The 13000-nt window shown below is 73.2% G+C and carries 19 protein-coding genes; 12 read left to right on the forward strand and 7 right to left on the reverse strand.

The genetic code is table 11. The annotated features are described in order from the left end of the window. Nucleotides 1-11: 11 nt before the first annotated feature. The 3 genes from ACFFJG_RS12830 to ACFFJG_RS12840 all read right to left on the reverse strand — a co-directional run bounded on the left by ACFFJG_RS12830 (nt 12) and on the right by ACFFJG_RS12840 (nt 2198). The gene (locus ACFFJG_RS12830) at nt 12-695 is read right to left on the reverse strand and encodes a class I SAM-dependent methyltransferase (RefSeq protein ID WP_378519123.1); all 684 of its coding nucleotides are present in this window, start codon (nt 693-695) and stop codon (nt 12-14) included. Continuing rightward, nucleotides 692-1330, reverse strand: coding sequence for a VOC family protein (locus ACFFJG_RS12835; RefSeq protein WP_378519124.1), 639 nt, complete (start codon nt 1328-1330; stop codon nt 692-694). The genes ACFFJG_RS12830 and ACFFJG_RS12835 overlap by 4 nt, the downstream gene beginning before the upstream one ends. A gap of 91 nt (nt 1331-1421) precedes the next feature. After that, complete coding sequence (locus ACFFJG_RS12840; RefSeq protein ID WP_378519125.1) at nt 1422-2198, reverse strand: DUF3109 family protein; 777 nt, start codon at nt 2196-2198, stop codon at nt 1422-1424. A 26-nt stretch (nt 2199-2224) separates the two neighbouring features. On the opposite strand from ACFFJG_RS12840, the gene ACFFJG_RS12845 reads away from it, so the two are divergent. From ACFFJG_RS12845 to ACFFJG_RS12865, 5 genes are all read left to right on the forward strand, one after another. After that, nucleotides 2225-3169, forward strand: coding sequence for a Ppx/GppA family phosphatase (locus ACFFJG_RS12845; protein WP_378519126.1), 945 nt, complete (start codon nt 2225-2227; stop codon nt 3167-3169). A gap of 2 nt (nt 3170-3171) precedes the next feature. Further along, a complete protein-coding gene (locus tag ACFFJG_RS12850; protein WP_378519127.1) occupies nt 3172-3975 on the forward strand; it encodes a sugar phosphate isomerase/epimerase family protein in 804 nt (267 codons plus the stop codon). Then, nucleotides 3972-4568 carry a TetR/AcrR family transcriptional regulator gene (locus tag ACFFJG_RS12855; protein ID WP_378519128.1) on the forward strand — a complete coding sequence of 199 codons (597 nt, stop codon included), beginning with the start codon at nt 3972-3974 and terminating at the stop codon, nt 4566-4568. Before ACFFJG_RS12850 ends, ACFFJG_RS12855 begins: the two co-directional genes overlap by 4 nt. A 194-nt stretch (nt 4569-4762) precedes the next feature. Continuing rightward, nucleotides 4763-5482, forward strand: a complete 720-nt coding sequence (locus ACFFJG_RS12860) for an ABC transporter ATP-binding protein (protein ID WP_378519129.1) — start codon at nt 4763-4765, stop codon at nt 5480-5482. Continuing rightward, nucleotides 5479-6216, forward strand: a complete 738-nt coding sequence (locus tag ACFFJG_RS12865; RefSeq protein ID WP_378519130.1) for an ABC transporter permease — start codon at nt 5479-5481, stop codon at nt 6214-6216. The genes ACFFJG_RS12860 and ACFFJG_RS12865 overlap by 4 nt, the downstream gene beginning before the upstream one ends. Here ACFFJG_RS12865 and ACFFJG_RS12870 read toward each other — a convergent pair. Further along, the gene (locus ACFFJG_RS12870) at nt 6197-6586 is read right to left on the reverse strand and encodes a hypothetical protein (protein WP_378519131.1); all 390 of its coding nucleotides are present in this window, start codon (nt 6584-6586) and stop codon (nt 6197-6199) included. The two genes, ACFFJG_RS12865 and ACFFJG_RS12870, sit on opposite strands and share 20 nt — an antisense overlap. An 82-nt stretch (nt 6587-6668) precedes the next feature. On the opposite strand from ACFFJG_RS12870, the gene ACFFJG_RS12875 reads away from it, so the two are divergent. Genes ACFFJG_RS12875 through ACFFJG_RS12890 form a run of 4 tightly spaced genes read left to right on the forward strand, consistent with a single transcriptional unit; the run spans nt 6669 to nt 9572 of the window. Next, a complete protein-coding gene (locus tag ACFFJG_RS12875; protein WP_446686229.1) occupies nt 6669-7604 on the forward strand; it encodes a proline dehydrogenase family protein in 936 nt (311 codons plus the stop codon). A gap of 29 nt (nt 7605-7633) precedes the next feature. After that, entirely contained in the window at nt 7634-8434 is an 801-nt protein-coding gene (gene proC / locus ACFFJG_RS12880) for a pyrroline-5-carboxylate reductase (RefSeq protein WP_378519132.1), read from the forward strand. Between the two features lie 54 nt (nt 8435-8488). Beyond that, nucleotides 8489-8998, forward strand: coding sequence for a SigE family RNA polymerase sigma factor (locus tag ACFFJG_RS12885; protein WP_378519133.1), 510 nt, complete (start codon nt 8489-8491; stop codon nt 8996-8998). Next, on the forward strand, nt 8982-9572 hold the full coding sequence (locus tag ACFFJG_RS12890; RefSeq protein WP_378519134.1) for a hypothetical protein: 591 nt from the start codon (nt 8982-8984) through the stop codon (nt 9570-9572). Before ACFFJG_RS12885 ends, ACFFJG_RS12890 begins: the two co-directional genes overlap by 17 nt. Nucleotide 9573: 1 nt before the next feature. Here ACFFJG_RS12890 and ACFFJG_RS12895 read toward each other — a convergent pair whose 3' ends face one another. From ACFFJG_RS12895 to ACFFJG_RS12905, 3 genes are read right to left on the reverse strand one after another with little or no spacing between them, the layout of a single operon-like run. Continuing rightward, a complete protein-coding gene (locus ACFFJG_RS12895; protein WP_378519135.1) occupies nt 9574-10242 on the reverse strand; it encodes a TetR/AcrR family transcriptional regulator in 669 nt (222 codons plus the stop codon). Between the two features lie 10 nt (nt 10243-10252). After that, nucleotides 10253-10699: a hypothetical protein gene (locus tag ACFFJG_RS12900; protein WP_378519136.1), complete on the reverse strand. Its 447-nt coding sequence runs from the start codon at nt 10697-10699 to the stop codon at nt 10253-10255. Further along, complete coding sequence (locus ACFFJG_RS12905) at nt 10696-11109, reverse strand: hypothetical protein (protein WP_378519137.1); 414 nt, start codon at nt 11107-11109, stop codon at nt 10696-10698. Before ACFFJG_RS12905 ends, ACFFJG_RS12900 begins: the two co-directional genes overlap by 4 nt. Nucleotides 11110-11217: 108 nt before the next feature. Here ACFFJG_RS12905 and ACFFJG_RS12910 point away from each other — a divergent pair, with 108 nt between their 5' ends. From ACFFJG_RS12910 to ACFFJG_RS12920, 3 genes are all read left to right on the forward strand, one after another. Next, a complete protein-coding gene (locus tag ACFFJG_RS12910; protein ID WP_378519138.1) occupies nt 11218-12399 on the forward strand; it encodes an acetoin utilization protein AcuC in 1182 nt (393 codons plus the stop codon). Between the two features lie 175 nt (nt 12400-12574). Then, nucleotides 12575-12781: a helix-turn-helix domain-containing protein gene (locus ACFFJG_RS12915; RefSeq protein WP_121141967.1), complete on the forward strand. Its 207-nt coding sequence runs from the start codon at nt 12575-12577 to the stop codon at nt 12779-12781. Nucleotides 12782-12897: 116 nt separating this feature from the next. Beyond that, entirely contained in the window at nt 12898-12999 is a 102-nt protein-coding gene (locus ACFFJG_RS12920) for a 30S ribosomal protein bS22 (protein ID WP_008356322.1), read from the forward strand. Nucleotide 13000 lies beyond the last annotated feature (1 nt).

Genomic DNA, 13000 nt, shown 5'->3' on the forward strand with positions numbered 1-13000 from the left:
ACCGCGCGACGCTAGTAGTGCCGCCACCAGAGGTTGACGGTGTAGTCGACGGTGGTGCCGGTGTGGGAGGCCAGCGCCTCCTCCGCGGCGTCGTGGGGGAGCTCGATGCGCACGACGGCCTCGAGGTCCTCGCGGGTGGCGAACGACCAGCCCATCTCGATCGGCCGGCGCCGCCAGCCCTGGAGCGACCAGAACCGCTCGACCGCGACCGGGTCGACCTCGGGGAAGCCCCGGCGGAACCAGGCGCCGAACGTCGAGCGGGTCGGGTCGTTGTCGATCACGAACGCCGTGCCGCCGCGGCGCACGACCCGGTCGAGCTCGCGCAGCCCCGGCTCCGAGCCGGGGCCGAAGAAGTAGGCCCAGCGGGCGTGGACGACGTCGACCGAGGCGTCGGGCACGGGCAGCGCCTGGGCGACGCCCTCGCGGACCTCGACGTTCGCGAGCCGGCGCGTACGTCGCCGGGCCAGGGCCGCCAGGGGCGGGTGCGGCTCGACACCCACGACCTGCGCGGCCGTGGCCGACCACACCGGCAGGTGGAACCCACTGCCGCAGCCCACGTCGAGCAGGGTGCGCCCGGACCAGTCGCCGATCTCCTGCATGGCGGCCAGGATGCGGCCGTGCGGGTCGGCGGCCCGGTTCTCCAGCTCGTAGAGCTCGGGGGTGTTCCAGATGTTCGGGCTGGGGCGGGCCCTCAAATGCGGACGAGGCCGTTCGGGGTCTGGATCTGGGCGGCGACGATGCCGGGGGTGCCGTTGGGGGCGACCCACTCGACCTTCACGTCCTCCAGCGGCGCCTCGACGGTCTCGCCCAGCCACTCGCTGACCCGCTGCGGGTCGCCGGCGATCTCGAGGCACCCCAGCGAGAAGTCGCCGGTCGCGGTGCTGCTCGGGTGCAGGTCGTCGGGGGAGTCCCAGTGGATGAAGAACGGCAGCTGCGGGTCGGAGATGAGGCCGTGCACGCCGATCTGCTTCCACAGCAGCTCGGTGCCGTCGGGGCGGTGCCGGTTGCCCTTGACCGCCTCGCGGCCCAGGCGGGCCTCGACGGTCGAGATGTCCGGGACCGAGACGACCCAGCCGAGCCAGCCACCGCCGAGCGCCGAACGCGCGCGCACGGCCTGGCCGAAGGGAGCCTTGTCGCTGGCCGGGTGGTCCAGCACCTCGACGATCTCCATGTAGGTCCCGCCGCTGAGCGGCAGGATCATGTTGCGGGTGCCGAAACGGGGGTGAACCCCACCGTCGACGAACTCGGTGCCGAGCAGCCCCCCGATGCGCTGGGCGGTGCTGGCAAGTCCATCAGGTCCGGCGGCGAAGCTGACGTGGTCCAGGCGCATGACCAGATTCTGGGTCGCCTGCAGGTCGCGCTTGACACCGGGGTCGGAATCTCTTGACGTCGAGCGAAAATCCGGGCGGAATCCGCGGTCGTCAGCGGGGATCGGCCGGGTGCAGCGCGAGCGCGCTGCGCGAGCGGACGTGGGCGTCGCAGTGGCGCACCAGCTCGGCGTACCCCTCGCGCCCCATCAGCTCGACGAGCTCGGCCGCATGGGTCAGGAAGACCGGCTCCGGCGCGACGTGGGCCTCGGTGTTGCCCGAGCAGTACCAGTCGAGGTCGTGCCCGCCCGGACCCCAGCCGCGGCGGTCGTACTCGCCGATCGAGACCTCGGTGTAGGCCGTCCCGTCCTGCTGCTCGACCTCGCGGAACTGGCGGCGGATCGGCAGCTGCCAGCACACGTCGGGCTTGGTCTCCAGCGGGTTGCGGCCCTGGCGCAGCGCGAGGCCGTGCAGCGCGCAGCCCGCACCGCCCCCACCGCCGGCGGGGGCGAAGTCGGTGCGGTTGTGGAACACGCACGCCTGCTGGTCGTCCACGATCACCGCGAGGGTCTTGCGCTCGCCGTCGTCGTCGGTCTCGACCCAGTCCGAGCGCCGCACCACGCGACCGGGGTGCAGCTGCCAGTCGTCGGCGGTGAGCTGCGCGACGAAGCCGGCGACCCGCTTCTCGTCGGCCTTGTCGGAGAAGTGGGCGCCGAGGGTGCAGCAGCCCACGTCGGGGGCGTCGGCGTAGATGCCCTGGCAGCCCTGCCCGAAGATGCAGGTGTACGCCGACGTCAGCCAGGTCAGGTCGCAGCGGAAGACCTGCGAGTCGTCCGCCGGGTCGGCGAACTCGACGAAGGCGCGGGGAAACACGAGGTCGACCTCTGGCACACCGTCACCCTAGTAGCGTGGCGGGCATGCGCCTGGGCGTCCTCGACATCGGTTCCAACACCGGCCACCTGCTGGTGGTGGACGCGCACGGCGGTGCCGCGCCGCTCCCGGCCTCCTCGCACAAGCAGCCCCTCCGGCTCGCCGAGCACCTCGACGAGCAGGGCGCCGTGACCCCCGCCGGTGTCGACGCGCTGACCGACTTCTGCGCCTCGGCGACCCGCATCGCGGAGGACAAGGGGTGCGAGGAGATGCTCGGCTTCGCGACGTCGGCGGTGCGCGACGCGGTGAACTCCGACGAGGTGCTGGCCCACGTCGAGCAGCACACCGGCGTCGCGCTGGAGGTGCTCTCCGGTGAGGACGAGGCGCGGCTGACGTTCCTCGCCGTACGCCGCTGGTTCGGGTGGTCGGCCGGCCGGCTCGCCGTGTTCGACATCGGCGGCGGGTCGCTGGAGATCGCCGGCGGCACCGACGAGGGCCCCGACGTGGCCTGGTCGCTCCCGCTCGGCGCGGCCCGGATGGCGAGGTCGTGGTTCGGCGGCGGGCGCCCGTCCGAGGAGGCCGTGCGCGACCTGCGCCGGCAGGTGCGCGCCGAGATCGCCCGCGACGCCGGCCACCTGCTGCGCCCGGGTGTGCCCGACACGGCCGCGGCCACGTCGAAGACGTTCCGCTCGCTCGCGCGCATCTGCGGCGCCGCGCCCAGCGGCGAGGGACCGCTCGTGCCGCGCTCGCTCGAGCTCGAGACGCTGTCGGGCTGGATCCCCAAGCTGATGGAGATGGACGACGCGGAGCTGGCCGCGCTGCCCGGCGTCTCGTCCAGCCGCACCCACCAGATCGTGCCCGGCGCACTGGTCGCCGAGGCCTGCATGGACATCTTCGACCTGCCCGCGCTGCAGATCTGCCCGTGGGCGCTGCGCGAGGGCGTCATCCTCGAGCGCCTCGACCAGATCTCGGTCGTCACCAGGCAGCGCTGACCATGTCCTCTCCGACGACTCCGCTGATCGGGCTGTCGACCGCCTCGGTCTACCCCGAGTCGACCGCGCACGCCTTCGGGTGGGCGGCCAGCGTCGGCTACGACGCCGTCGAGGTGATGGTCGGCATCGACTCGCTCAGCCAGCAGGTCGACGCGGTGCAGCGGCTCAGCGAGCACCACGGCGTACCGATCTGCGCGATCCACTCGCCCTGCCTCCTCTTCACGCAGCGGGTGTGGGGCACCGACCCGTGGGTCAAGCTCGAGCGGTCCGCCGAGATGGCCCACGCGGTGGGCGCCGACGTCGTGGTCGTGCACCCGCCGTTCCGCTGGCAGAAGGACTACGCAGCCGGGTTCGTGGAGGGCATCGCCTCGCTCGAGGCCCGCACCGGCATCGCCTTCGCGGTCGAGAACATGTACCCCTGGCGCGCGACCTCGCGCCGCGGGATGGAGATGTACCTCCCCGGCTGGGACCCCAGCGACGAGGACTACGCGAACACCACCGTCGACCTCTCCCACGCCGCGATCGCGCGCAGCGACGTCGTCGCGATGGCCGAGCGGCTCGGCGAGCGGCTGCGCCACGTGCACCTCACCGACGGCACCGGCTCGGCCAAGGACGAGCACCTCGTGCCGGGGCGCGGGGTGATGAACGCCGACGGGTTCCTGCGCCACCTCGCCGGCACCGGCTTCACCGGGCACGTCGTCCTCGAGATCAACACCCGCCGCAGCGCCGACCGCACCGAGCGCGAGGCCGACCTCCGCGAGTCGCTGGAGTTCGCCCGCGCGCACCTCGGGGTGGGCACGCCGTGACCTCCGGCCGCGCCGTGCGCGGTCGCCGCCCGGGCGCGCCCGACACCCGCGCCGAGGTGCTGGCCGCCGCCCGGGAGTCGTTCGCCGGCAAGGGCTTCCGAGGTACGACGATCCGCGCCGTCGCTTCGGCGGCCGGCGTCGACCCGGCGCTGGTGCACCACTACTTCGGCACCAAGGACGACCTCTTCCTCGCCGCTCTCGAGCTGCCCGTCGACCCGCGCGAGGTGCTCGCGCCCGTCGTCGCGGCCGGTCCGGACGGGGCGGGGGAGCGGTTCCTGCGCGCGTTCCTCGCGGTGTGGGACGACCCCGACCTCCAGGTGCGGCTGCTCGCCGTCGTGCGCTCGGTGCTCGCCGAGGGCGGCGGGTCGCTGCTCAAGGAGGGCTTCATCCCCGTCGTCGTCGGACCGGTGCTCGCCCAGCTCGTCGCCGACCGCCCCGAGGTCAGGGTCCCGCTCGTGGCCAGCCAGGTCGTCGGGCTCATCGTCACCCGCTACGTCGTGGGGCTGCCCGCGATGGCCGCCATGCCCGCCGACGACCTCGTCGCCCGGATGGCCCCGGTGCTGCAGCACTACCTCACCGGCGACCTGCCGTAGGCGTCGTACGCCCGTACCCACTGTTTGGGGCGGTGAGTGAGGCAGGTTCTGCACGCCCAGAACACGTCTGGCTCACCGCTGGGGCGCTGTGCGTCCTCCGAGCGGTGAGTGAGGCAGGTTCTGCAGGCCCGGAACGTGTCTGGCTCACCGCTCGGGCCTTGACCACGCCGCGCCCCGGGCGCACAATTCAACACATGATGAAAAACGTCGTGGAGGTCCGCGACCTCGTCGTCGTACGGGGCGGGCGCGAGGTGCTGCCCGGCATCTCGCTGGACGTGGCGCCGGGCGTCACCGGGCTGCTGGGACCGAGCGGGTGCGGGAAGACGACGCTCCTGCGCTGCCTCGTCGGCGCCCAGCGGGTGCGGTCGGGTGAGGTGCGGGTGCTGGGGGAGCCGGCCGGCAGCGCCTCGCTGCGCACCCGGGTCGGCTACGTCACCCAGGCGGCCAGCGTCTACGACGACCTGACGGTCGCGGAGAACCTCGCCTTCTTCGCCCGGGTCCTCGGGGTCGGGCGTGCGGCGGTGGACGAGGCGGTCGACGCGGTGGCGCTCGGCGACCACCGCGACCAGGTGGTCGGCCGGCTCTCCGGCGGGCAGCGCAGCCGCGCGGGCCTGGCGGTCGCGCTGCTCGGCCGCCCGGACCTGCTGGTCCTCGACGAGCCGACGGTCGGCCTCGACCCGGTCCTGCGACGCGACCTGTGGGCGCTCTTCCACCGCATCGCCGAGGAGGGGGCGGCCGTGCTGGTCTCGAGCCACGTCATGGACGAGGCCGAGCGCTGCCACCGCCTGCTCCTCATGCGCGAGGGGCGGGTCATCGCCGACGGCACCCCGGACGAGGTGCGTGCCCGCACCGGGGCCGCCGACGTCGAGGGGGCCTTCCTGCGCCTGGTCGATGACGCGGGGGCCCCGGCATGAGCGCGCGCGTCACGCTCGCGGTCGCCGGCCGGGTGCTGCGCCAGGTGCGGCGCGACCAACGCACGCTCGCGATGCTCCTCCTCGTCCCGTGCGCGCTCATCAGCCTGCTGTGGTGGATGCTCGAGGACCAGCGAGGTGGCGTGTTCGACCGCTTCGGTCCCGGGCTGCTGGCGATGTTCCCGTTCATCGTGATGTTCCTCGTGACCAGCGTGACCACCCTGCGCGAGCGCTCGTCCGGCACGCTCGAGCGGCTGCTGACCATGCCGATGGGCCGGCTCGACTTCCTGCTCGGCTACGCCCTCGCGTTCGGCCTGCTGGCCGCCCTGCAGTCCGCGCTCGCCGTCGCGGTCAGCGTCGGGCTGCTCGGCCTCGACGTGCAGGGCCCGGTCTGGCTGCTCGGCGTGGTCGCGGTGGCCGACGCCGTCCTCGGCACGGCGCTGGGCCTGCTGGTCAGCGCGTTCGCCACGACCGAGTTCCAGGCGGTGCAGTTCATGCCCGCGTTCGTGCTGCCCCAGGTGCTGCTGTGCGGGCTGTTCGTCCCGCGCGAGACGATGCCCGGGGTGCTGGAGGCGGTGAGCGACGTGCTGCCGATGTCGTACGCCGTCGACGCGATGCAGGACCTCGGACGCACGAGCGCCACGGGCGAGGTGTGGTCGTCGGTGGGCGTGGTGGCCTGCTTCGCGCTCGCCGCGCTCGCGCTGGGCGCGGCCACGCTCAGGCGTCGGACGCCGTGACGTCGCGGTCGGCGCGGAGGAACAGCCAGCCGGCCGCCGCGAACAGCACGGCGTACATCACGGTGAGCATCACCACGTCGGTCACCGACGCGCCGACCCGGTCGGTGATGACGAGGCCGACGGACCACGCTCCTGCCGCCACGGTCGTGAGTGCGGCGCACCCGAGGGCGAGCGCCATGCCGTGCGGTCGGAACCTGCTGGCGAGCGCCACCAGCAGCGCGACGACCGGCGCCGCAAGGTAGATCGCGTCGTGCCTGCCGTCGCCGACGATCCCGAGGGCGCCGATGCCGAGCAGGAGGAACAGGACGGTGCCGAGCGAGGCGCCGACGGCGAGGACGTAGCGCGAGGTCGGCGTCGAGGTCGAGGTCATGTCCCGACGCTAGGCGTCGACCCGGGTGCGACGGGTGGAGGAGGTGTGAAGGTCCGGTGGAGGTCGGCGTAGCCTTCGGAGCATGTCGTTGCTCCGCCAGCCGATCCTCCTCCTCGCCCGCAGCCAGGCGGTGAAGAAGCTCGTCTCGACCATGCCCGTCTCCAGCGGGATCGTGACCGGCTACGTCCCCGGCGAGACCACGCACGACGCGGTCGAGGCCACCTCCGGGCTCGTCGACGACGGCCTCCGGGTCACGCTCGACTTCCTCGGCGAGGACACGACCGACGCCGCCCAGGCGGAGGCCACGGTCGCGGCCTACAAGGAGCTGCTCGCCGACCTGACCGCGCGCGGGCTCTCGGGCCACGCCGAGGTGTCGGTCAAGCTGAGCGCGATCGGGCAGTTCCTGCCCGACAACGGCCACAAGGTGGCGCTGGAGAACGCCCGCGACATCTGCCGCGCGGCCCGCAACGCCGGCACGACGGTGACCCTCGACATGGAGGACCACACCACCACCGACTCGACGCTGTCGATCCTCCGCGAGCTGCGCAAGGACTTCCCCGAGACCGGCGCGGTGCTCCAGGCGATGCTGCACCGCACCGAGGCCGACTGCCGTGCCCTGGCCTACGAGGGCTCGCGGGTGCGGCTGTGCAAGGGCGCCTACATGGAGCCCGAGTCGGTGGCGTTCCAGGACCGGCTCGAGATCGACAAGTCCTACGTCCGCTGCCTCAAGGTCCTCCTCGGCGGCCAGGGCTACCCGATGATCGCCACCCACGACCCGCGGATGGTGCAGATCGCCTCGTCGCTGGCCAGCCGCTTCGGCCGCCACGCCGGCACCTACGAGTTCCAGATGCTCTACGGCATCCGCCCCGAGGAGCAGAAGCGCCTCGCAGCCGCCGGCGAGACCGTGCGGGTCTACATCCCCTACGGCACCGAGTGGTACGGCTACCTGATGCGCCGCCTGGCCGAGAAGCCGCAGAACCTCGCCTTCTTCGCCCGCTCCCTGATCAGCAAGAAGTGAGTCCGAAGCCGGAGCAGTAGATTGCGGGCATGAGCACTGCGATCATCGGCGCCGGCGTGATGGGGGAGACCCTGCTGTCCGGGCTGGTCCGGGCCGGGCGCCGCGTCGACCAGCTGATGGTCGGCGAGAAGCGCAGCGAGCGCGCCGCCGAGCTGGAGGAGCGCTACGGCGTCGCCGTGGTGTCCAACCGCGAGGCGGCCGCGAAGGCCGACACGGTCGCGCTGGTGGTCAAGCCGCAGGACATGGCCGACGTGCTCGCCGAGATCGCCCCGGAGCTGCGCGCAGGCCAGCTGGTCGTCTCGCTCGCGGCCGGCATCACGACCGGCTTCATCGAGTCGCGCGTGCCGGAGGGCGTCGCCGTCGTCCGGGTCATGCCCAACACCCCGGCGCTGGTCGACGAGGGGATGGCCGCCATCTCGCCCGGCTCCCACTGCGACGACTCCCACCTCGCCGAGGTCGAGGACCTGATGGCCTCGACCGGCAAGGTGCTGCGGATCCCCGAGAAGCAGATGGACGCGGTCACCGCCATCTCCGGCTCGGGTCCCGCCTACATCTTCTTCGTCGTCGAGTCGATGATCGAGGCCGGCGTCCACCTCGGCCTCCCGCGCGCCACCTCGACCGAGCTCGTCGTCCAGACGCTCGTCGGCTCGGCCGCCATGCTGCGCGAGACCGGCACCCACCCGGTGGTGCTGCGCGAGCAGGTCACCTCGCCGAGCGGCACGACCGCCTCGGCGCTGCGCGAGCTGGAGATCCACCGGGTGCGCGCGGCGTTCCTGGCCGCGATGGAGGCCGCGCGCAACCGCTCGCGCGAGCTCGCCGAGGGTTCCTGACAACCCCCTCGCCGCCACCGGAGTCCTGGTGGGTGTGACGAGAGACGAGACCCGATGATCTCCCGGGGCGACCAGCCTGCCTTCGACGCATTCGTGCGCCGGTCCTCCGACCGGCTGCTCCGCACGGCCTACCTGCTGTGCGGGGACCGCGGGCACGCCGAGGACCTCGTGCAGACGGCCCTCCTGCGCACGGCGCGCCGGTGGCCGTCGGCGCGGACCGCACCCGAGGCGTACGCCCGGCGCGTGGTGGTCAACCTCGCCAAGGACCGGTGGCGCAGCCAGGGCCGCCGGCCGGGTGAGGCGCCGCTCGAGGCCGACGTGGCCGTCCCCGTGCGTGACGGGGTGGCCGACCGCGACGAGCTGCTCCGGGCCGCGCGGCAGCTGCCGCCCGGTCAGCGTGCGGTGCTGGTGCTGCGCTACTTCGACGACCTCAGCGTCGCCGACACCGCGGCGGCGCTCGGGTGCTCGACGGGGACCGTCAAGTCACAGACCGCGCGCGCCCTGGAGCGACTCCGGGCCGCACTCACCACCGAGCAGGAGCTGAGCGATGCTGACCGACGATGACCTGACCCGACAGCTGGGCGAGGCGTTCCGCCTGGACGCCCGCGAGATGACCTACGACGGCCCGGTCCCGCAGCTGCGGACCCGCCCGGTCTGGGCGCGACCCGGACTGGTGGCCCTGCCCGCGGCGGGGGCCGTCGCGGCCGCCGTCCTGGTGGCGGGCTCGCTCGGCGACCCGGCACCGCCGGCGACGCCCGGTGCGGCCACGGCCGCCCCCTCACCGGCGGGCCCGGCCGACCCCGTCGGCCCCTCCCGCTCCGCCGCCGGGACGGTCACCGAGGAGATCCACCTGGCCGGGATGACCTTCAGCTACGAGCGCGGTGCCGGCGACCCCGCCCTCGACGACCAGTTCCTGCGCGAGTACGACCCCGGCGAGCTCCCCGCCTGGGCGCAGCCGGTCGAGCTCGAGCAGGGTGCGTCCGCGAAGGTGTGGGTCGGCCAGGACCCCGCCACGGGCACCGTGTCGATGTTCGTCGAGTCGCCCCAGCGGTGGGAGGGCCGGCTGGTCGGGCTCGCCTCGCCGAGCATCACCGTCGAGCAGATGACCTCGCTCGCCCAGACCGGCCGGCTGAGCTGAGTCAGGCGCCGCGCAGCTGACGGACCACGACGAGCGCGTCGTCGACCAGGCCCCGCACCAGCGGCAGCCGGGTCAGGCGGGCCGCGCGGTCCACGAGGGGCACGACGCCCGCGACGAGTGCTCGCGTGCGTCGCTGCCCCTCGCTGTCGTCGTGGACCCAGAAGAGCACGACGCCCATGTGCAGCAGCCACAGCAGCTCCGGCAGCTCCTCGCGCAGCGCGGGCGCCACCTTGAGGTCGGAGCCCTCGACGACGCGTCGGAAGAGCGCGGTGCTGGCCTCGCGCGCCGGCGCCGACTGCGCGGAGAACGGAGACAGCGGCGAGCGCGGGTCGGCCGCGTTGCGGAAGAACTGGCCGCCGAAGTCGTGGTACGGCGCCGCGAGGTCGAGGAACGCCTCCATCACCCCGCGCAGCCGGTCGGCGAACGCCGTCGCCTCGTAGGCCGGCTCCGCGGCGAGCGCGTGCTCGGCCTGGAGCTGGTCGTAGAAGGCCTGCACGAGCTCCTCCTTGCCGGAGAAGTAGTAGTAGGCGCTGCCGAGCGACACCCCGGCCTCGTCGGCGATCGCGCGCATGGTGGTCGCGTCGTAGCCGCCCGCGCGGAACAGCGTCAGCGCGGCCTCGACGATCCCGGCGCGGGTCTGCTCCGCCTTGGTCGACCTCTTCTCCGCCACGGCTGCCACCCTAGGAGACCACCCTCCGCGCGAGCGGACCCCCGAGCAGCGAGGCGGCCAGCACCGGCCACGCCAGCGCCCACTCCTCGGTGCTCGTCGGCCAGGAGAGGTCGGGACTCGTGCCCCAGGCAGCGGTGAGCGCAGCAGGCAGGGCCAGCACCGTCAGCGGCGCCAGCACGACGCCCCAGGCGTACGCCCGTCGCCGGAGCACCTCGCCCTGCTCGACGACCCCGACCAGGAGCAGCAGCTCGGCCCCGACGAACAGCCCGACGACGCCGCCGAAGAAGCCTCCGAGGACCAGGCCGAGGAACGCGACGCCCACGCCGCCCCCGAGCAGCGGGTCCGTCCACGCGAGCTGGACGCCGACCAGTGCGCCGATCGCCGCCCCCGCCGCGATGCCGAGGAAGCCGCCGAGGGGGACCCAGACCACCCGGCGGGCCGGGTCGACCCCGCTCACGACCGGGCCTCGTCGGGCGTGAAGCCGCCGATCCACGTCGAGAGCGGCACGGCGAGGGCGACGCCTACGGGCAGCACCAGCACGGACAGCCAGCCGAGGAAGGGCGGCACGGCCACCCCGAGCGCCACGAGCGTCGCTGCCGGACCGAGCGTGCGGGCCCGGCGGCGGGCCGCTGCCCGGCCGAGGTGGCTGCCGACCAGGAAGGTCATGGCCACGCCGACGGCGAGGCCCACGGCCGCGCCCACGGGTGCGCCGTAGACGGCACCGATGGTGGCGCCCACCACGACCTCGCCCGGATCGTCCAGCGCGAGGGCGAGGCCGAGGACGATGGTGCCGACGGCACCCCCGCTCAGCCCGCCGGCGATCAGGCCTGCGGGGATCCAGAGCGGTTCGGGTCGGTAGCCGGGCACAGCGTCTCCTTTGTTGAACGTGTTCAAAACAAGCGTGCCAGAGTTTCTGAACATGTTCAAGACGTCCGGTGCGCGGACAGCGGCCGGTGCGGGGGTAACGTCCGCCGCATGGAGTGCGCCGGGCCCACGTCAGTCGTGTTCGACCCGACGCTCACCGCCTACAACTTCGGGCCCACGCACCCGATGTCGCCGGTGCGGGTCGACCTCACGATGCGGCTGGCCGACGAGCTGGGCGTGCTCGACCGCCTGGTGCGCGTCGACGCCCCGGTGGCCACCGACGAGCAGATCGCCACGGTGCACGACCCGGGACTCATCGCCTCGGTCACGCGCGCGGGCAGCACCCCGGGCTACGAGGACGCCGGGCGCGGCCTCGGCACGGAGGACGACCCGGTCTTCGAGGACATGCACCTGGCCAGCGCCCACGTCGTCGGCGCGACCCTCGAGGCGGTGCGACAGGTGTGGAGCGGGGAGTCGCTCCATTCGGTCAACATCTCCGGCGGGCTCCACCACGCGATGCCCGACCGGGCCAGCGGCTTCTGCATCTACAACGACGTCGCGGTCGGCATCACGCAGCTGCTCGCCGACGGCGCCGAGCGGGTGGCCTACGTCGACATCGACGTGCACCACGGCGACGGCGTCGAGAAGGTCTTCTACGACGACCCGCGCGTGCTCACCGTCTCCCTTCACGAGACCGGGCAGATGCTGTTCCCCGGCACCGGCTTCCCGACCGACACCGGGGGCCCCGGCGCGGAGGGAACGGCCGTCAACGTCGCTCTCCCGCCGGGCACGTCCGACGCCGGGTGGCTGCGCGCGTTCCACGCCGTCGTCCCGCCCGTGCTGCGCGAGTTCCGCCCCCAGGTGCTGGTCACCCAGCACGGCTGCGACTCCCACATGAACGACCCGCTGGCCCACATGATGCTGAGCGTCGACGGGCAGCGCGCGGCGTACCTCGCCCTCCACGAGCTCGCCCACGAGGTCGCGGGCGGCCGCTGGGTGGTCACCGGCGGCGGCGGTTACTCGGTGGTCGACGTGGTCCCCCGCGCCTGGACCCACCTGCTCGCGATCGCGTCGGGCCACCCGCTGGATCCCGAGCTGGCGACCCCGCCGGCCTGGCGCGAGCACGTCGAGCAGGTGCTGGGCGCGGACGCGCCGCACCGGATGACCGACGGGCGCACGCCGGCCTACCGCGACTGGTCGGGCGGCTACGACCCCGAGACCTGGCTCGACCGGGCGATCCACGCCACCCGCATGGAGGTCTTTCCCCTCCACGGCCTCGACCCGCTCCCGTAGCAGTCCCGGAAGACGGCGGATCGAGGAGGCAAGTCGACACGCCGTAGTCCCACAAGTTTCTCTGGCATTCCTCTTCCCCACGCGTCACGCGAGCCCTATTCTCACCAGAAGCGGTACGCCTGTGACGCCGGTGGGGAAGCCGGCGCCGTCACCGCTCAGAAGGATCGGTGGCCCCATGGCTGAGAACACCCCCGGCGACATGTCCGAGGCGCACTTCCTGACGATCGCCGAGGTGGCATCGAAGATGCGCGTCTCGAAGATGACGGTCTACCGCCTGGTCCACGGCGGCGAGCTGCCCGCGGTTCGCGTCGGCCGCTCGTTCCGCGTCACGGAGGACGACGTCAACGAGTACCTCCGCAAGAGCTTCTACAACGCGGGCTAACCCGGGCCCGGACGCGTCCGGGCCGCCCGGGAGACTCGATTCCACCCTCTCCGCGCCTCCCCAGTAGGGTGTGCGGGTCCGGCCGACGAGCGTCGGCCGAAAGGGAAGGTCTCACCGTGGGTTCTGTCATCAAGAAGCGGCGCAAGCGCATGGCCAAGAAGAAGCACCGCAAGCTGCTCAAGAAGACGCGCGTCCAGCGCCGCAAGCTCGGCAAGTAAC

This window comes from Nocardioides zeicaulis (genome assembly GCF_042432345.1).
GTDB lineage: Bacteria > Actinomycetota > Actinomycetes > Propionibacteriales > Nocardioidaceae > Nocardioides > Nocardioides zeicaulis.

Bases quoted from the DNA above. Each gene is read 5' to 3' on its own strand.
- ACFFJG_RS12835 (WP_378519124.1), bottom strand. From the start codon at position 1,330: ATGCGCCTGGACCACGTCAGCTTCGCCGCCGGACCTGATGGACTTGCC.
- ACFFJG_RS12845 (WP_378519126.1), top strand. From the start codon at position 2,225: ATGCGCCTGGGCGTCCTCGACATCGGTTCCAACACCGGCCACCTGCTG.
- ACFFJG_RS12915 (WP_121141967.1), top strand. From the start codon at position 12,575: ATGGCTGAGAACACCCCCGGCGACATGTCCGAGGCGCACTTCCTGACG.
- ACFFJG_RS12910 (WP_378519138.1), top strand. From the start codon at position 11,218: ATGGAGTGCGCCGGGCCCACGTCAGTCGTGTTCGACCCGACGCTCACC.
- ACFFJG_RS12870 (WP_378519131.1), bottom strand. From the start codon at position 6,586: ATGACCTCGACCTCGACGCCGACCTCGCGCTACGTCCTCGCCGTCGGC.
- proC (WP_378519132.1), top strand. From the start codon at position 7,634: ATGAGCACTGCGATCATCGGCGCCGGCGTGATGGGGGAGACCCTGCTG.
- ACFFJG_RS12865 (WP_378519130.1), top strand. From the start codon at position 5,479: ATGAGCGCGCGCGTCACGCTCGCGGTCGCCGGCCGGGTGCTGCGCCAG.
- ACFFJG_RS12860 (WP_378519129.1), top strand. From the start codon at position 4,763: ATGATGAAAAACGTCGTGGAGGTCCGCGACCTCGTCGTCGTACGGGGC.
- ACFFJG_RS12850 (WP_378519127.1), top strand. From the start codon at position 3,172: ATGTCCTCTCCGACGACTCCGCTGATCGGGCTGTCGACCGCCTCGGTC.
- ACFFJG_RS12890 (WP_378519134.1), top strand. From the start codon at position 8,982: ATGCTGACCGACGATGACCTGACCCGACAGCTGGGCGAGGCGTTCCGC.
- ACFFJG_RS12875 (WP_446686229.1), top strand. From the start codon at position 6,669: ATGTCGTTGCTCCGCCAGCCGATCCTCCTCCTCGCCCGCAGCCAGGCG.
- ACFFJG_RS12885 (WP_378519133.1), top strand. From the start codon at position 8,489: ATGATCTCCCGGGGCGACCAGCCTGCCTTCGACGCATTCGTGCGCCGG.